Here is a 16,650-nt window from a genome sequence, read left to right as displayed (position 1 = left end):
CGAGGGCCCAGTCGGCGGATTTGAGGGCCCACTCGGCGGAGATCAGGGCCCAGTCGGCGAAGAGGTCAGGGGCGACAACTCGAGGTCGGCGTCGATGCCCTCGGGCAAATGGTGCGTCACCACGACGACGATCCGCGTCGGCCCGAACAGATCGCCCAACGCAGCGCGCAACAGGTCCGCGGAGTCCTCGGCGTCGAGGTGTTCGGTCGGCTCGTCGAGCAAGACCACCGGCGAGGTGTTGAGCAGGGCCCGCGCCAGCAACAACCGCCGCCGCTGACCGCCCGACACCGCCGCCGCGCCACCGTCGAACGTCGTCTCCAGCCCGTCGGGCAAGCCGGCCAACCACTCCCCCAAGCCGACCGTGTCCAGCGCGTCGCGCATCTCCGCCTCGGTCGCATCACCGCGCCCGACGAGCAGGTTCTCCCGCACCGACGTCGCAAACAGATGGGCGTCCTCGGCGCAGTACAGCGTCGCCGCCGCCAGATCGACGTCCTCGTCATCGAGGCCCCGGGTGACCACCGCCCCCGACCGGGGTGCCAACAACCCGGCCAGTGTGAGCAGCAGCGTCGACTTCCCGACGCCACTCGCACCGACAACGGCGATCCGCCCACCCGGCTCGATCACCGCATCCAGGGGGCCGCCCAACACCGCACCGTCGCGCCAACCCCATTCCAGCCCGTCGACGACGAGCCGCACCGGGTCGCGGTGGCGCGGCACATCGGCGGCCTCGGCCGACTCCTGTGACCAGGTCACCGGATCGCCGACGAGGTCCAACACCCGCTGTGCCGCGGCGCGGCTGTGCTGCCACGCCACCCCGGCCGACGCCAGCGGGGTGATCGTGTCGAAGGCCGAGAGTCCCACCAGGATGAGCACCCCGAGCCGCATCGGGCTCGGATCGCCGCCGCTGGCGAGCGAGACGGCGATGAGGCAGGCCGCGACGACCGTCAGCCCCATCCCCAGCGGGGTCGCGGCGGCGGCGAGCGCTTGGAGCCGTGCGCCCCGATCGGCGGCGTCGGCGACCCGGTCCTGCGCCGTCGCGACCTCGTCGAGCACGGCCTCGCGGCGCCCGGCCACGGCGAGCTCGGCACCGTGGTCGAGCACCAACATCGTCGCGTCGGCCACCTGGGCACGGCCCACCACCGCGGCGTCGGCGACGTCGGCCGCCCCGCGCGCCGCCAGGACCGGCGCAGCCACCCCGGCCGCAATCAACGCGACGGCCAGCACCACCGCGGCGATCGGTGCGACGACGGCCATGATCGCCACCGCGACCACCCCGGTGACGGCGGCGACGGCGACGGGCAGCACCGCGCGCACGAGGGCGTCGCCGATCTCGTCGACATCGGCCCCCGTGCGGGCGAGCAGGTCGCCGCGCCGGATGGACACCGTGGCCGCGGCATTCCCGTTCGCCAGGGCCAGGTACACCTTCTCCCGCGCGGTGGACATCGCGCGCAGGGCGACGTCGTGGATCGCCAACCGCTCCAGATAGCGGAACAACCCGCGGGTGATGCCGAGCAGCCGCACCGCCGTGATCGCGATGGACAGCGCGAGGATCGGCGGTTGCTGCCAGGCGCGGGTGATCAGCCATGCGGACAGCGCCGCGAGGCCGAGCGCGCTCAGCGATCCGCCGACCCCGTAGGCCAGCGACAGCGCCATCCCGCGGCGCCGGATATCCAGGGCCCGCAACACCCGCCACACGGGATCGCCGGTCATGGCGCCACCGCCGCCACGTCGACGACCCGGTCGGCCACCGCGAACCACTCCGGATGGTGCGCGGCGACGATGACCGTCGCCCCGGCCCGGGCCCGCGCGACCACGGCATCGATCACCCTGGCCCGGGCCTGGGCGTCGAGGTGGGCGGTCGGCTCGTCGAGGATGACGACGGGGACGTCGCGCGCGAGTGTCCGGGTCAGCGCCAGTCGTTGTTGCTGCCCAGTCGACAACCCGGCCGCAGCCTGATCGTCCGCGCCCTGACCGTTACCGCCCGGATCGCCGGCGAACCGCTCGGCGGCCACCCGGTCCCATCCGGTGGCGCTGGCCGCGGCGGCCAGCGCAGCCGGGTCCAACCGGCCGTAGAGGTCGAGGTTCTCCGCGATCGTGCCCGGCACGATCGCCGGGTGTTGCGGCAACCAGGCGATCTGCGGCTGACAGGCGGCACGTTGCGCCCGGGGCAGGACCCGGTCGGCCACGACGACCGCCCCTTCGTCGAGGCGCACGAGCCCCAGCAGGGCGGCCAGCGCCGTCGACTTGCCCGACCCGTTCGGTCCGGCGAAAACGGTGACGGCGCCGGGGGCGCATTCCGCGTCGAGACCCCGGGGCGCCCATCCGTCGCGCGACCGCACGCCGAGTCCGACGAAACCGATCACCGCCCCCGCCAACGACACCGGGGCACCGGCGCCGCGCCGCTCGTCGGCACCATCGTCGTCGGTGTGTTCCAGCAGGCCGAAGGCCTCGCTCGTTGCGGCCACCCCGTCGGCCGAATCGTGGAAGGCGGCACCGACCTGCCGCAACGGACGGTAGGCCTCGGGGGCCAGGATCAACGCAAAGACCCCGGCGAACAACGACATCTCGCCGTAGACCAACCGCAACCCGATGCTGACCGCCACCAGCGCCACCGAGAGCGTCGCCATCAGTTCCAGCCACGCGCCGGAGAGGAAGGCGACGCGCAGCGTGCTCATCGTCGACCGCCGCCAGGAGGTGCCGAGGTCCTCCACCTGCTTGGCGGCGCCCTGCGCCCGGTGCAGCGCGCGCAGCGTCGGCAGACCGCTGGCGAGGTCGAGCAGCATCGACTGCTGGCGGGCGGTGGCATCGAGCTTCGCCTGGGTCCGGTCGCGAGTCATCAAGCCGATGAGGATCCCGAAGATGGGGATCAACGGGATTGTCGCCACGATCAGGGCGGCCGACACCAGGTCGGCGGTGGCGATCACGGCGATGACGATCGGGGTGAGCGTGGCCGCCAGGATGAGTGACGGCACGTAGCCCGACAGGTAGGGCCCCAAGGCGTCGAGGCCGCGCAACAGCACCGTCGACGCGCGGTCGCGCACCGCCACCACCTGTCGGGCATCGGTCCGAGCCGGATCGGTGAGGGCGTCGAGCACGTCGCCGCGCACCTCCCCGATCACCGACGATGCGGCCCGCTGCGCATACCGCTGCGAGGCGTAGGTGGTGATCACCTGGACCGCAAACCCGGCGACCAGTAGCACCAGGTGCCACCGGTACCCGCCCAGGGCGTCGGCCATCCCGGACCGCGGCGGATCGGTCACCAGCCCGGCGAGGATCGAGGCCGCCGCATACGCCACGACGATGACGGCCACCGTCGTGACCAGGCCCGCCCCCACCGTCACCGCCAGATAGCGCCGGGCCGACGGCGACAGGCGCAGCAGTCGCGGGTCGAGCGGGGCCCGACTGGTCGTGCTCACCCCCGCAGCGACGCCAGGCCGATGGACGGCGGGATGGCGTCAGCGGAGATCCGCTTGCGGAACACCCAGTACGACCAGCCCTGGTAGAGCAGGACGACCGGGGTGATGAGCACCGCGGCCCAGGTCATGATGACGAGCGTGTAGTGGCTCGACGACGTGTTCGCGATGGTCAGGCTGTAGGCCGGATCGGTCGTCGACGGCAGGACCGCCGGGTACAGGCACCCGAAGAGCGTCACGATCGTCATGATGATCGCGATGGACGTGGCGCCGAAGGCCCAGCCCTCGCGCTTGGTCCAGGTGAAGCCGATGGTCGCAATGGCCGCGACGGCGGCGATGAGGACCGGCACCCACGTCCACGACTTGCCGTGCGCGAGCTGCGTCCACAGCAGGAATGCCGCGGCGACGACCGTCATGACCACCGACAGCCGCGCCGCCCACGCGGTGGCCTCTTCGCGCAGGCCGTCGGCGGTCTTCAGCGCCAGGAAGACGGCACCGTGGGTGAGGAAGACCAGCAGCGTCGTCAGGCCGCCGAGGAGCGCATACGGGTTCAGCAGACCCCAGAACGACCCGGTGAACTGTGCGTCGGCATCGATCGGCAGGCCGCGCACCACGTTGGCGAAGGCGACGCCCCACAACAGCGCAGGGATCCAGGAACCGATGGCGATGCACCAGTCCCACACGCGGCGCCACTGTCCGTCGTTGATCTTGCCGCGCCACTCGATCGCACACACGCGCACGATGAGGGCCACCAGGATGATCAGCAGCGGGATGTAGAACGCGGTGAACATCGTCGCGTACCAGCCGCCGAAGGCGGCGAACATCGCGCCGCCGGCGGTCAGCAGCCACACCTCGTTGCCGTCCCACACCGGGCCGATCGTGTTGAGGATGGCACGGCGCTTGTTGTCGTCGCCGCGGCCGATCAGGCCCATCAGCATTCCGACGCCGAAGTCGAACCCCTCGAGCACGAAGTAGCCGGTGAACAGCACCGCGATAAGAATGAACCAGAACTCGGGCAATCCCATGATCGTCTCGTCTCCTCGTTGTCCGGATCAGTACGCGAACGACAGTTGTTTGTCGTCGTCGGAGGCGTCGAGCTTGCGCTCCTCCTCGCCCGGGGCGGCCGGCCCCTCACGGATGTAGCGGCGCTGCAGGGCGAACCACACGACACCCAGGGCGCCGTAGAGCAGCGTGAACACGATCAGCGAGCCCAGGACCACGCCCGCGGAGTTGTTCGACACGCCCTGCTGTACGAGCATCGACACCCGCAGCGGGTCGAGGTCGTCGACCCAGTTCGGCGCGACGATCCACGGCTGGCGGCCCATCTCGGTGAAGATCCACCCCGACGAGTTCGCCAGGAACGGCGCCGGGATCATCAACAGCGCGATGAAGGCGAACCGTCTCGATGTGACCACCCGCTTCTTCCGTGTGAGCCACAGCCCGCCGAAGGCGACGACCACCGACCCCAGCGCCCAGGTGATCATGGCGCGGAACGACCAGTAGGTGACGAACAGGTTGGGCGCGTAGTTCTGGCCGGCGTGGGCCGGATTGTCTTTGAACCTCTCGGCATACTGCTGCTGCAGTTCCTTGACGCCCTTCACCTCGGTGTCGAAGCGGTGGTCGGCGAGGAAGGACAGCATGCCGGGCACGGCGATGACGTGGGTGATGCTGTCGCAGTTGTTCTGCCGCCCGATGGACAGGATGGAGAAGGCCGCGCGGTGCTCGGTCTCGCACAGCGATTCGGCGGCGGCCATCTTCATCGGCTGCTGCTTGAACATGATCTGCGCCTGTATGTCGCCGGTGAGGAACAGGGCGACGCCGGCGGCCATGGTCAACCACAGCGCGAACCGGGTGACCGGGCGCCACATGGTGGCGGCGTCGTTGTCGAGTTGCTCGGGCGAGGCGTCGACGAGGCTCGGAGCGGTGGTCTCCTCGACCTCGGCGGCCTCCCCGGCGGCGGCGAGGCGCAGCTGGCGGGCCCGCCACGAGGCGCGCGCCATCCACCAGATCCCGATGGCCGCGACGAAGGTCGACGCGGTCAGCAGCGCGCCGGCGACGACGTGCGGGAAGGCGGCCAGGGTGGTGTTGTTGGTCAGCAGCGCGACGATGTTGTTCATCGCCGGGCGGTCGCGGCTGGTGTCCCACTCGACGCCGACCGGGTGCTGCATCCAGGAATTGGCCGCGATGATGAAGTACGCGGAGGCGTTGACGCCGAAGGCGACCATCCAGATGCACAACAGGTGGATACGACGACTCAACCGCCCCCAGCCGAAGACCCACAGACCGATGAAGGTGGATTCGGCGAAGAAGGCGACGAGGCCCTCCAGGGCCAGTGGCGCACCGAAGACGTCGGCGACGAACCGGCTGTATTCGCTCCAGTTCATCCCGAACTGGAACTCCTGCACGATGCCGGTGGCGACGCCGAGGGCGAAGTTGATCAGGAACAGCTTCCCGAAGAACTTGGTCGCGCGTAGCCAGGCCTCGTTTCCGGTGACGTGCCACACGGTTTGCATGACCGCGATCATCGGGGCCAGCCCGATCGTCAGGGGGACGAGAATGAAGTGGTAGACGGTGGTGATACCGAACTGCCACCGGGAAATGTCGACGACATCCATACGCTTGCCTCATCTGCTGGGCTGGAGCTGAAAAGCGGCTGTCTACTACCGTCGATAGTAGATGACTTCAACGTACGTTCGCTATGAAGTTGAAACAAGGGACTCCGGTCCCTCATCAGGGGTGTTGCTCGTCACGAATCCTCGGACAAGGGTGACGTTAAGCCGTCACCACGGCCCGCTGGGCCAGTTCGGCGAACTCGGCGGCCCCGCGAGCCGCATCCGCGTCGAGGGCGAGGTCCGTGTCGTCGATCCGGGTGACGCGGGCGGCGATCGTGACCGACGAGCACAGCCAGACCGAGTCGGCGGCCAGCAGATCGTCGGGGGTCAGCGGCTCCGTCCGGCACACCCAGCCCCGGGCCTGGGCCAGCGCAAAGATCGCGGCGACGGTGGTCCCGGGCAGGATGCCCGACTCCACCGGCGGCGTGCGCAGCTCCCGGTCGCGCACCGCGACGACGGTGGACCGCGGCCCTTCCAGCACCGCGCCGTCGGATGACAGGTAGACGACGTCGTCGAAACCGTGGGCGGCGGCATACCTCAACGCCGCCATGTTTGCGGCATAGCTGAGCGTCTTCACCCCGATCAACTGCCACGGCGCGCGCCCGGCGAAGTCCACCGGATAGCCCCGGTCCAGCAGGCAAACCCGTACCCCTCGCTCCCGCGCGTGCGCCGCGTTGGCGCCGACCGCGGTGATCATCACCAGCGCCGTGGCCGCGTCCGGCGACTGCGGCCCGGCCGGTGCCGATTCACGCCCGCGCGAGTAGACGAGCCGCATCAGCCCGTCGGCGTTCTCGTTGTCCTGCGCCCACGCCGCGACCGCCCCCTCGACCGCCGTCCGCCACGCCGCGACATCGGGTGCAGGCAGGTCCATCCGCGCCGCGCCCGTCGCGAACCGGTCGAGGTGGCGCTGCAGGTTGCATGCCCGGCCATCGCGGACCAGCAGCGTCTCGAAAATCCCATCACCCCGCACCACCGCCAGGTCGTCGGCGTGGATCTGCGGTTGCCGCGGGTCGCGGCGCCCGTGGTGGACGTCGAAAAGGACGGTGGTGACCATGGCGCAAGGCTATCTTGACGGGGACGGATCCGACGGGAGCAGCCATGACGGCGATACGACGATGGGCGGCCCGGTTGATCGTCGGCCTTGTTGCCGTGACGGCCTCGGCCGCGACCCTGACGGCATCCCCGACGACGGGCCACGCGAGTCCGGCCACCCCGTCGACCGACCCGTTCTACCGATCCCCCGGCAATCTGGCGGCCCACCGGCCAGGTGCGGTGCTGCGGACCAGGAGAGTCGCGCTGGTCATCGACGGCGTGCGGGCACCGGTCTCCTCAACCCAGGTGCTCTACCGCAGCACCGGCGAATTCGGCCAGCCGATCGTCGGTGTCACGACGGTGCTGCGCCCCGCCGCGGGCACCGCCGGTCTGATCTCCTTCCACATGGCCTACGACGCCCTCGGATCGCAGTGCGACCCGTCCTACACGCTGCGCGGCAACCATCCCAGCACCGCGGGGCGCTTGGAGCAGCTCGTCCTGTCCGGCTACCTCGCGCGCGGCTTTACCGTCACCGTTCCCGACTACGAGGGGACCGACCAGCAGTGGACGATCGGCCGCCAATCGGCGCAGCTGGCACTCGACGGGATCCGGGCGGCGCTGCGGATCACCCGGCTGCCCACGCGCACGCCGGTGGGCATGCTCGGCTACTCCGGCGGTTCGGTCCCCACCGAGTTCGGCGCCGAACTGGCGCCCGCCTATGCACCCGAGCTGTCCATCGTCGGGGCCGCGGCGGGTGGGCTCCCGGTCAATCTCGCCCACAACCTCGGATACGTCAGCGGCAGCCGCGAGTGGGCGGGCGTGATCCCGGCCCTCACCGAGGTGTACCGGCGCACCTACGGCCTCGACGTGACGTCGATGCTGTCGCCGCGCGGGATGGCCGCGATCGCCCGGGTCCGTACCGGTTGCATCGCCGAGTTCGCCGCGAAGTTCCCCGGCCTTACCAGCGCGGCCATGGTGCGCCCGCCCTACCGCGGCCTGCTCGACGTCGCAGCGGTGCGCGCGGCGATCAACCGCAACGTGATGGGCACCCTGGGCCGACCGCGCGTCCCGCTGCTCCTCGGCGTCGGGGCATCCGACCCGATCGGCGACGGGGTGATGATCACCGCCGACGTCGCCGCCCTCGCCCGCCGCTACTGCGCGACCGGGGTGCGGACCCGTTTCCTCCGATACGCGGGCCAGGGGCATGCCGAGGCGTTCCTCCCCTTCGAGCAGGACGCGGCCGCCTTCCTGGCCGCACGATTCCGCGGCGCGCCGACGCCGAGTTGTTCCACGTAGGCTGGAATCGTGAACCAGTCGGTCATCCTCAGCAGCCTCCTCGACGCGCAGACCGCCAGCGCGGTCGCCGAACCGGATGGGGCCTACGGCCACGGCCCGCAATCGCGCCGCGTCGCCTGGCACTACGGTGATCCCCTCGGCGAACAGCGCGCCGCGACCACCGGTGTGATCCTGGTGGACCGCTCCGACCGCGCCGTCCTCGAGATCTCCGGTGACGAGCGGTTGTCGTGGCTGCACACGATCTCCAGCCAGTTCGTCGCCGACCTGGCCGACCGTCACAGCGCCGAGAACCTCTCCCTCGATCTCAACGGGCGCATCGTCGAACATTTCGTCCTCACCGACATCGACGGTGTCACCTGGATCGACACCCCCGGGCCCCGCGGGCCCGAACTGGTCGACTTCCTCACCAAGATGGTCTTCTGGGCCAAGGCGGTACCCGCCGCCCGGCCGGACATGTGCGTCCTCACTCTCGTCGGCGACCTGACCCCCGCCCTCGCCGAGACGCTGGAGATCCCCACCCACGCGCAGGTCTACGACGCCGGCGACCTGCCCGAACTGCACCACGACGACGAGCCGCTCGGGTTTTGGCGGATCATGCCGCCGATCGGCGAGGGCCGCCGCCTGCCGGTCGTGGACCTGGTCGTCCCCGAATCCGAGGCCCCGCAACGCTGGCGGGCGCTCACCGAGGCCGGTGCGCGGCCCGCCGGTTCGTGGGCCTATCACGCCCACCGCATCGCCGCGCGGCGCCCGCTGGTCCACGTCGACACCGACGAGCGGGCGATCCCCCACGAGGTGCACTGGATCGGCACCCCCGCCGAGCAGGGCGCGGTGCACTTGGACAAGGGCTGCTACCGCGGCCAGGAGACCGTCGCCCGGGTGCACAACCTCGGCCGCTCCCCGCGGCGCCTGGTCCTGCTCCACCTCGACGGCAGCACCGACGCGCGCCCCGAGACCGGCGATCCGGTCACCGCGGGCGGACGGGCCGTCGGACGGATCGGCAGCGTCGTGGATCACTTCGAGTTCGGCCCCATCGCCCTCGCGCTGGTCAAGCGCAGTGTCGACGCGACCGCCGAATTGGTCGTGACCACCGGTGACCAGTCGGTCGCCGCCCGTATCGACCCCGATTCCATCGTCGCCGACGAGCATCGACAGGCCGGTCGGGAAGCGGTTGACCGGTTGCGAAACCGCTGAACAACGGCGGGCGAATCGCGTTGCGGTGCCCGATTCCCGCATTCGGGCCCCGTTCAGGCTAGACTGGGAGCCACGACAGATATTCCGACTGAAGCACGGGGCCGCCGCCATCGGATGGTGGCCGCCCCGGCAGTGTGCAAGGGGGTCCCAGATGGGCCGCGGCCGGGCAAAAGCCAAGCAGACGAAGGTTGCTCGTCAACTTAAGTACTCGACGCACCAAACCGACCTGGAGAGGCTGCAACGCGAGCTCTCCGGCAGCGACAACCCCCAGCCGGACCCGGTGGACGCCTGGTCCGACGAGGATGAATGGCGCCGCGCCTGACGCCGCGCGTCAGGCCGCACATCTGATCACCGGATAGACCCGGGCCGCACGGCCCGGGGTCAGCCATGCCCCGAGGTCCATCCCCGGACTCCCCTACCCCCCGTACAGACGGGCGGCCGGCTGTCAGAAGCGCGGGTGGTCGCCCAGCAGCTTCGCCTCGCCGGTCTTCGCTTTGGTGTTGCTACCGGACTTGACGGTTCCCAACACCCAGTTGTCGACGTGGCGCGCGGTCAAGACGGCCTGGGCTCGGTCGGTGTCCTCCGGAGCGACGATCGCCACCATCCCGACGCCCATGTTGAAGGTGCGCTCCATCTCTTCGCGGGCCACCCGGCCGCGCTGCGAGATGAGGGCGAAAATCGGCGCCGGCGACCAGCTCGACCGGTCCAGCTCGGCGACGACCCCGGGCGGCAGCACCCGCGACAGGTTGTCGGCCAACCCGCCGCCGGTGACGTGGGCGAAGGTCCGCACGTCGGCCTCGGCGATCAGCGCCAGACAGTCACGCGCGTAGATGCGGGTCGGTTCCAGCAGCTCCTCGCCCAGCGTGCGGTCGAGCTCCTCCACATGGCCGTTGAGGTCCATGTGGCCCCACTCGAGCAGCACCTTGCGGGCCAGCGAGTAGCCGTTGGAGTGCAACCCCGACGACCCCATCGCGATGATGACGTCTCCCGGGCGGACCCGGTCCGCCGACAGCACCGCGTCGGCCTCGACCACGCCCACGCCGGTCGCGGAGATGTCGTAGTGGCCGTCCTCCATGAGTCCGGGGTGTTCGGCGGTCTCGCCGCCCAACAGCGCGCAGCCAGCCTCGACACAGCCGTCGGCGATACCCTTGACGATCTGCTCGACGGTCTCGGGTACGACCTTGCCGATCGCGATGTAGTCCTGCAAGAACAGCGGCTCCGCGCCGCACACCACCAGATCGTCGACGACCATGGCGACCAGGTCGCGCCCGACGGTGTCGTGGATGCCCATCGCCTGCGCCACCGCCAGCTTGGTGCCGACCCCGTCGCTCGAGGCGGCCAGCAGCGGCTCGCGGTAGCCGCCCTTGAGGGCGAACAAGCCGGCGAACCCGCCGATACCGCCGAGCACCTCGGGCCGCGTCGCCCGCTTGGCGTGCGGGGTGATCAGCTCCACGGCGCGATCCCCGGCGTCGATATCCACACCCGCCGCCGCGTAGGACGCGTTCTGCGGGGGCAAGGGGGCCGAGTCGCGTTTGGACATGGCGGAACTCCTGGTGCAGGAAGTGGGGACGAACGTTTACGCTACCTGACGGCGTCAGGCCGGATTCACGGCGCGGGTGGGCTCAGGGGCGCATCACGGCGCTGACGTTGTCATTGGCAACGGTCAGCGGGTCGACGCCGGGGGCGCCGCGCAGCGATTCGAGGACCGCCTTGCCCATCGCGGTCTCGGTGGGCAGCTCGATCGGGTACTCCCCGTCGAAACAGGCCCGGCACAGTTCGGAGGCCGGCTGCTCGGTTGCCGCGACCATCTCGTCGATGGAGATGTACCCGAGGCTGTCGGCGCCGATCGCCTGCCGCACGCCCTCGACCATCGCCTCGGGCTCGTCGGCGTCCATGCCGTTGGCGATCAACTCGGCCGGGGAGGCGAAGTCGATGCCGTAGAAGCACGGCCAGCGCACCGGCGAGGAGGCGATGCGGACGTGGACCTCGGCGGCCCCGGCCTCGCGGAGCATCCGGATCAGCGCGCGCTGGGTGTTGCCGCGGACGATGGAGTCGTCGACGACGACGAGGCGCTTGCCCCGGATCACCTCGCGCAGCGGGTTGAGCTTGAGCCGGATGCCGAGTTGGCGGATGGTCTGCGACGGCTGGATGAAGGTTCGCCCGACATAGGCGTTCTTCATCAGGCCCTGGCCGTACGGGATACCCGACTCTTGGGCGTAGCCGACCGCGGCCGGGGTGCCGGACTCGGGCACCGGGATGACCAGGTCGCCCTCGACGGGGTGTTCGCGGGCCAGCCGGCGGCCGATCTCGACGCGGGCGGAGTGGATGGTCCGGCCGTTGATGACACTGTCGGGGCGGGCGAGGTAGACGTACTCGAAGATGCAGCCCTTGGGGGTCGGCTCGGCGAATCGGGTCGACCGCACCCCGTCGGCGTCGATGGCGAGGAGTTCGCCCGGTTCGATGTCGCGCACGAAGGAGGCGCCGACGATGTCGAAGGCCGCGGTCTCCGACGCCACGACCCACCCGCGGTCCAGACGCCCCAGCGACAGCGGGCGGATGCCGTGCGGGTCGCGCGCCGCGTACAGGGTGTTTTCGTCCATGAACGTGAGGCAGAAGGCGCCCTTGAGTTCCGGCAGGAGGTCGAGGGCGGCCTGTTCGAGGGTCTTGTCGGCGGCTCCGTGGGCGAGCAGGGCGCCGACGATGTCGGAGTCCGAGGTGGCGCCGCCGCTGCTGTCGAGCCCGAGTTCGTGCGCCTTGGCCGCCAGTTGGGCGGTGTTGACCAGGTTTCCGTTGTGGCCCAGGGCCACGCCGCTGCCGGCCGGGGTGGTGCGGAAGATCGGCTGGGAGTTCTCCCAGGTGGTGCTGCCCGTCGTCGAATAGCGGCAGTGGCCGATGGCGACGTGTCCGACCATCGATGCCATGGTCTGCTCGTCGAAGACCTGGCTGACCAGGCCGAGGTCCTTGAACACGATGACCTGGGCGCCGTCGGCGACGGCGATTCCGGCCGCCTCCTGGCCGCGGTGCTGCAGCGCGTAGAGGCCGTAATAGCTGAGCTTGGCGACATCCTCGCCGGGCGCCCAGACGCCGAAGACGCCGCATTCCTCGCGGGGCTCGTTGTCGGGCTGGTCGACCGGCTCCGGGCTCGGCCGCGCGCACGACGAGGTCGCGGGTGCGTCGGCGGAGAGGAGATTGGGCGAATGGATCGTCAGATCGGTCACGCGGCGCTCCGGGTGAATCGAGGTTGAGGGCTGACCTCAGTCTACGGGCCGATTGTGCAGATCAACGAATCTTCAGCGGTGTGATCGGCAACAATCCCGCCAACTCGGCGGCGCGCGACCCCGAGGCGTCGATGGCCCCGGCGGCCACCGCATCGTCGAACCGTTCGATCCCGGCGACCAATCGCAGCCAGGTCCGGGGATCCGTTTCAACGACGTTGGGCGGCGTTCCGCGCGTATGTCGCGGCCCGGAGATGCACTGCACCGCGACGTACGGCGGGACGCGGACCTCCACCGAGGAACCGGGCGCCACCTGCGGCAACGTCCGTGCCGTCAGGCGCACGGCCGCCGCAATCTCGCCGCGCGCGGGTCGTGGCGCCGCCTCGTCGAGGATCCACGCGGCGACCGCCTCGACCGCCGCCCGCGTCTGCGCCGGATCCGGCTGGATGAAAGGTCGCACGCGCCAATCCTGCCACGCGCCTCCGCCCCGGTTCGGTTCAGTGGCGTCCCGTTCAGTGGCGGCTGGTTCAGTCGGCGGCTGGGGCCGCGGCCCCGGCGACGAGGCCGCGTCCGGTGACCAGCGGCAGGTCGAGTGCGGTGACCAGTCCGGGTTCGGCGGCGACCACGGCAGGCACGGCGTTCACCAGGCGCATGGCGGTCACCACCATGCCGGAGACGTTGTGGTCGCCGTTCTCGCCGTGGTGGCCGAACTCGACGTTGAGTACCGGGTCGCCGGTGATGTCGATGCGGTAGCACCCGTCGCCGTTGGTCGGCGTGGGCCACTGCGGGCATTGCTCCGGGTGGGTGCGGGTGTAGTGCTCGAGGACGACGCGATCGACGCCGTCGACCTGGCCGACCACCTCGAAGTGCAGCGCGGCCATCGTGCCGGTGGGGATGGCCACCGATACCGTGTCGTAGTCGCGGTCAGCGGCCACCACCTCGGTCCGTTCGATCAGCGGTTCGTCGAGGGTGATCCCCAGCCCGGCGGCGATCTGGCGGACCACCGATCCCCATGCCATCGACAGCACGCCGGGAGTCAGCAGCGGCGGGGTCGCGTCAACGGGTTGGCCGAATCCGAAGATCTGGCTCATGACCACGGGTTGGTAGTACGTCGAGTAGTCGGCGATCTCGGCGCAGCGCACCTCGTCGATCCGTCGCGACAGACTCGTCATCGCCAACGGCAGGACGTCGTTGGCGAAGCCGGGGTCGATCCCGTTGACGTGCAGGCTGGCACCCCCCGCCTTGGCGGCCTCGATAATCGGATCGGTGACCGACTCGGGCACCACGCCGAACGGGTATTGCAACAGGACCGGCCCGGAGGAGACGACGTTGATCCCGGCGCGGACGAACTCGGTGAGATCGCCGATCGCCTCGAAGATGCGGTCGTCGGTCATCGCGGTGTGCACGATGGCGTCTGGTTTGAGGTCCAGCAGCGCCTGCCGGTCGTCGGTCGCGAGGATCCCCAGATCGCGATCCAATCCGGCGAGGCGGCCGGCGTCCTTGCCTACCTTCTCCGGGTCGGACACCCACACCCCCACCAGTTCAAGGTCGGGGTGGCGGTCGATTCCTTCGATGGCGTGTCGACCGACAGTTCCGGTCGACCATTCGACGACGCGAAGAGTCATACCCACCAGACTAGAACACGTTTCAGTTTTTCGGGTCAGAAGTCCACCGAGTAACCCAACCATCGCTTCGTCGGCGGCGCCGCTGCCAAGGCCAACGTCACCATGGCGAACACGACGGTGAGCAAGGTGAGTGCCACGAGCGCGACGGACGAGAGCCACATGAACACTCCAAGGTGAACCCAGGGAAGGAATCCGACCACGAGGGAGATCACCGCCCATACGGCGGCACCGACACACCCGATCACCAACGCCTTACTTCCTCCTTCTCGGCGCCGGAGCACACCCACGGCACCGACGACGAGGAGGATCGTGACAGCGAGACTCACCACGATGAGCAGTACCACGAGAGCAACCTCGACGCTGATCGGGTCGACAAACCCGCGCATAGACACCACCGATCCCCCCACCGTCCACACCAGGAGAACGAGCATCCAAAGGGCTCCGAGGAGACCGAGGATCGCCGCCGTGACCGCCATGGCACCCGACGGCGAGGGTTGGCCATACCGCTGTGGTGGATAGCCCTGTGGTCGATAGCCGTGCGGTACGTGACCGGTCTGCGGATACCGCGGATCGAATGCCATGCTTTCCCCTGGATCAGTGAACGACAGTCGGTGAACGGCCTGGTGGATGGTCACACCCGCAGTGACAAAAATGGTGCGACCGGGATATTGCGGACGACGAACCAGCCGACCACGACAACGAGGATCGTCGTCGACGCGTATCGCCAGTGCTGCCAGGTCCGCCTCCGCCGTCCCGTCCACAACCGGGCGCAGTAGGCGGCAAAGGACCAGGCCAGCAGGGCGAGCGCCACCACCCCGACCGCGTTGTAGTGCAGCGCCGCGCCCAGATCGCCGTGCATGAGCGAATAGATCATGCGCATCGATCCGCAGCCCGGACAGACGATCCCGAGCAGTGCCTTCGTCGGGCACGTCGGCAGGTGTCCGCCCGGTGTGGTCGGATCACCCGCCCAGATCACCGCACCCACCGCAGCCGTGGCCGCCACGATGACCGCCGGCCCGGCCACCGGGTGGGCGGCACAACGCCCCGCCGACGCGAAGATCCGCCCGGTGAGGTCGACGTGGTCGGTCTCGTCCTGCACGGGAACGTGGATCAGTAGGTCGGGTAGGTATAGGTCGTGGTGTAGCTGTAGGTGGGCGTGTACGTGTACCGCGACGTGGTCGAATTCGCGCCGATGGCCCCAACCGCAATCATGACGACGGCGATGATGCCCCACAGCAGGGCCCACACGCCGCCAGCGATCGCACTCCAAATCGACCAGCGCTTGGCGTCATCGGCGGCCGCTTGAGCGCCGGCGAAGTCGCCCGCCGCCCACAGCTTGTCCACCGAGACGGCTTTGACAATGGCGACGATGCCGAGGGGAAGGCAGCACATCAGCGTCGCAACGATGGCCCACACCAGGTTGTTTTCCGGCTTGCCCGCGGACGGGTAACCCCCCGGCCCGGGCGCACCGTACGCGGGCGCACCGTACGCGGGCGGGCCGTAGCCCGCCGGCGGTTGGCCGTAGCCCGACGGGTCGCCGCCGGGGTTCGCGTTCGGGTCATAGGGATAAGACATGGTCGTGCTCCATTCCGCACCTCATGTGCGCGTGTCATCGATGCCGCGAGAGTACTAGACCGCTGTCTCACCCGCGCGACGGGAATCCAAAACCTCAGACGCCTGCCGACGCCATGAAGACGAAGTAGACGACCCAGAAGACGATGGCCAGAACCAGCATTACACCGCCGACAATCGTGCCGATCGTCGCGTACTTCTTCGCGTCATCGGCGGCCGCCTGGGCGCCGGCGAAGTCGCCGGCGTTCCACGACGACGAGACCGAACTCGCCTTCACCGCCGCCACCACGCCGAGCGCCAGCGGAATTGCCCCGAGGCAGCAGCTGAACATGGCGATTGCGCCCACGACGATTGCTGCGATGGACCACCCCATGCTGTTCTCCGGCGGGGTGCCGTAAGCGGCACCGTAGGCCCCGTACGGCTGGGACGCATAGGGATCGCCCGTCGGAGACGCGTAGGGATCGCCCGCCGGAGACGCATAGGGATCGCCCGTCGGGTAGGCCCCGGGCTGCTGGTAGGCGCCGGCGCCGTAGGGGTCCTGCCCCCCGGTAGCGGGCGGGACGTAGCCCGAATTCGGGTCATAGGGGTTGGTCATCGACTCTCCTTGCGAAGCCAAAAGTCGCGTGCCAGCGTAGACGACGACCATCCGCCCGCCGATGCTCGGTGGCGGTTGGGGCGGCCCGTCCGTGGCGGT

General features: G+C 69.8%; 16 protein-coding genes. 3 read left to right on the top strand and 13 right to left on the bottom strand.

Annotated features, from left to right (window positions below):
- Positions 1 to 42: 42 nt before the first annotated feature.
- From cydC to nbrcactino_RS04465, 5 genes are all read right to left on the bottom strand, one after another.
- Positions 43 to 1,710, bottom strand: a complete 1,668-nt coding sequence (cydC, locus tag nbrcactino_RS04485; RefSeq protein WP_161926277.1) for a thiol reductant ABC exporter subunit CydC — start codon at positions 1,708 to 1,710, stop codon at positions 43 to 45.
- Positions 1,707 to 3,416, bottom strand: coding sequence for a thiol reductant ABC exporter subunit CydD (gene cydD, locus nbrcactino_RS04480; RefSeq protein ID WP_161926276.1), 1,710 nt, complete (start codon positions 3,414 to 3,416; stop codon positions 1,707 to 1,709). The genes cydC and cydD overlap by 4 nt, the downstream gene beginning before the upstream one ends.
- Positions 3,413 to 4,438 carry a cytochrome d ubiquinol oxidase subunit II gene (gene cydB / locus nbrcactino_RS04475; protein WP_161926275.1) on the bottom strand — a complete coding sequence of 342 codons (1,026 nt, stop codon included), beginning with the start codon at positions 4,436 to 4,438 and terminating at the stop codon, positions 3,413 to 3,415. Before cydB ends, cydD begins: the two co-directional genes overlap by 4 nt.
- 27 nt (positions 4,439 to 4,465) lie before the next feature.
- A complete protein-coding gene (locus nbrcactino_RS04470; RefSeq protein ID WP_161926274.1) occupies positions 4,466 to 6,028 on the bottom strand; it encodes a cytochrome ubiquinol oxidase subunit I in 1,563 nt (520 codons plus the stop codon).
- Between the two features lie 157 nt (positions 6,029 to 6,185).
- Positions 6,186 to 7,079, bottom strand: coding sequence for an aminodeoxychorismate lyase (locus nbrcactino_RS04465; protein WP_161926273.1), 894 nt, complete (start codon positions 7,077 to 7,079; stop codon positions 6,186 to 6,188).
- A gap of 44 nt (positions 7,080 to 7,123) precedes the next feature.
- Here nbrcactino_RS04465 and nbrcactino_RS04460 point away from each other — a divergent pair, with 44 nt between their 5' ends.
- The 3 genes from nbrcactino_RS04460 (at position 7,124) to nbrcactino_RS04450 (ending at position 9,866) form a co-directional block, all read left to right on the top strand.
- Positions 7,124 to 8,353 carry a lipase family protein gene (locus nbrcactino_RS04460; RefSeq protein ID WP_161926272.1) on the top strand — a complete coding sequence of 410 codons (1,230 nt, stop codon included), beginning with the start codon at positions 7,124 to 7,126 and terminating at the stop codon, positions 8,351 to 8,353.
- Between the two features lie 9 nt (positions 8,354 to 8,362).
- Complete coding sequence (ygfZ, locus tag nbrcactino_RS04455; RefSeq protein WP_161926271.1) at positions 8,363 to 9,544, top strand: CAF17-like 4Fe-4S cluster assembly/insertion protein YgfZ; 1,182 nt, start codon at positions 8,363 to 8,365, stop codon at positions 9,542 to 9,544.
- A 151-nt stretch (positions 9,545 to 9,695) separates the two neighbouring features.
- The gene (locus tag nbrcactino_RS04450) at positions 9,696 to 9,866 is read left to right on the top strand and encodes a DUF3073 domain-containing protein (RefSeq protein WP_161926270.1); all 171 of its coding nucleotides are present in this window, start codon (positions 9,696 to 9,698) and stop codon (positions 9,864 to 9,866) included.
- Positions 9,867 to 9,989: 123 nt separating this feature from the next.
- Here the strand turns inward: nbrcactino_RS04450 and purM are convergent, their stop codons facing one another.
- From purM to nbrcactino_RS04410, 8 genes are all read right to left on the bottom strand, one after another.
- Entirely contained in the window at positions 9,990 to 11,084 is a 1,095-nt protein-coding gene (purM, locus tag nbrcactino_RS04445) for a phosphoribosylformylglycinamidine cyclo-ligase (RefSeq protein WP_161926269.1), read from the bottom strand.
- A gap of 82 nt (positions 11,085 to 11,166) precedes the next feature.
- Positions 11,167 to 12,762, bottom strand: coding sequence for an amidophosphoribosyltransferase (gene purF / locus nbrcactino_RS04440; RefSeq protein ID WP_161926268.1), 1,596 nt, complete (start codon positions 12,760 to 12,762; stop codon positions 11,167 to 11,169).
- A 61-nt stretch (positions 12,763 to 12,823) separates the two neighbouring features.
- Entirely contained in the window at positions 12,824 to 13,219 is a 396-nt protein-coding gene (locus tag nbrcactino_RS04435) for a sterol carrier family protein (protein WP_186343302.1), read from the bottom strand.
- A 67-nt stretch (positions 13,220 to 13,286) separates the two neighbouring features.
- Positions 13,287 to 14,384: an NAD(P)H-dependent amine dehydrogenase family protein gene (locus nbrcactino_RS04430; RefSeq protein WP_161926267.1), complete on the bottom strand. Its 1,098-nt coding sequence runs from the start codon at positions 14,382 to 14,384 to the stop codon at positions 13,287 to 13,289.
- 35 nt (positions 14,385 to 14,419) lie between these two features.
- A complete protein-coding gene (locus nbrcactino_RS04425) occupies positions 14,420 to 14,965 on the bottom strand; it encodes a hypothetical protein (RefSeq protein ID WP_161926266.1) in 546 nt (181 codons plus the stop codon).
- A 50-nt stretch (positions 14,966 to 15,015) separates the two neighbouring features.
- Entirely contained in the window at positions 15,016 to 15,444 is a 429-nt protein-coding gene (locus nbrcactino_RS04420) for a DUF2752 domain-containing protein (protein ID WP_371864551.1), read from the bottom strand.
- Between the two features lie 50 nt (positions 15,445 to 15,494).
- A complete protein-coding gene (locus nbrcactino_RS04415; protein ID WP_161926265.1) occupies positions 15,495 to 15,959 on the bottom strand; it encodes a CD225/dispanin family protein in 465 nt (154 codons plus the stop codon).
- Positions 15,960 to 16,053: 94 nt separating this feature from the next.
- Positions 16,054 to 16,551: a CD225/dispanin family protein gene (locus nbrcactino_RS04410; RefSeq protein ID WP_161926264.1), complete on the bottom strand. Its 498-nt coding sequence runs from the start codon at positions 16,549 to 16,551 to the stop codon at positions 16,054 to 16,056.
- Positions 16,552 to 16,650: the final 99 nt, after the last annotated feature.

This window comes from Gordonia crocea, assembly GCF_009932435.1.
GTDB classification, from domain to species: Bacteria; Actinomycetota; Actinomycetes; order Mycobacteriales; family Mycobacteriaceae; genus Gordonia; species Gordonia crocea.
The sequence above is the reverse complement of the archived record's forward strand: the minus strand, read 5'-3'. Positions and strand labels throughout refer to the sequence as shown.

Bases quoted from the DNA above. Each gene is read 5' to 3' on its own strand.
- cydC (WP_161926277.1), bottom strand. From the start codon at position 1,710: ATGACCGGCGATCCCGTGTGGCGGGTGTTGCGGGCCCTGGATATCCGG.
- cydB (WP_161926275.1), bottom strand. From the start codon at position 4,438: ATGGGATTGCCCGAGTTCTGGTTCATTCTTATCGCGGTGCTGTTCACC.
- nbrcactino_RS04470 (WP_161926274.1), bottom strand. From the start codon at position 6,028: ATGGATGTCGTCGACATTTCCCGGTGGCAGTTCGGTATCACCACCGTC.
- nbrcactino_RS04465 (WP_161926273.1), bottom strand. From the start codon at position 7,079: ATGGTCACCACCGTCCTTTTCGACGTCCACCACGGGCGCCGCGACCCG.
- nbrcactino_RS04460 (WP_161926272.1), top strand. From the start codon at position 7,124: ATGACGGCGATACGACGATGGGCGGCCCGGTTGATCGTCGGCCTTGTT.
- nbrcactino_RS04450 (WP_161926270.1), top strand. From the start codon at position 9,696: ATGGGCCGCGGCCGGGCAAAAGCCAAGCAGACGAAGGTTGCTCGTCAA.
- purM (WP_161926269.1), bottom strand. From the start codon at position 11,084: ATGTCCAAACGCGACTCGGCCCCCTTGCCCCCGCAGAACGCGTCCTAC.
- nbrcactino_RS04430 (WP_161926267.1), bottom strand. From the start codon at position 14,384: ATGACTCTTCGCGTCGTCGAATGGTCGACCGGAACTGTCGGTCGACAC.
- nbrcactino_RS04425 (WP_161926266.1), bottom strand. From the start codon at position 14,965: ATGGCATTCGATCCGCGGTATCCGCAGACCGGTCACGTACCGCACGGC.
- nbrcactino_RS04415 (WP_161926265.1), bottom strand. From the start codon at position 15,959: ATGTCTTATCCCTATGACCCGAACGCGAACCCCGGCGGCGACCCGTCG.
- nbrcactino_RS04410 (WP_161926264.1), bottom strand. From the start codon at position 16,551: ATGACCAACCCCTATGACCCGAATTCGGGCTACGTCCCGCCCGCTACC.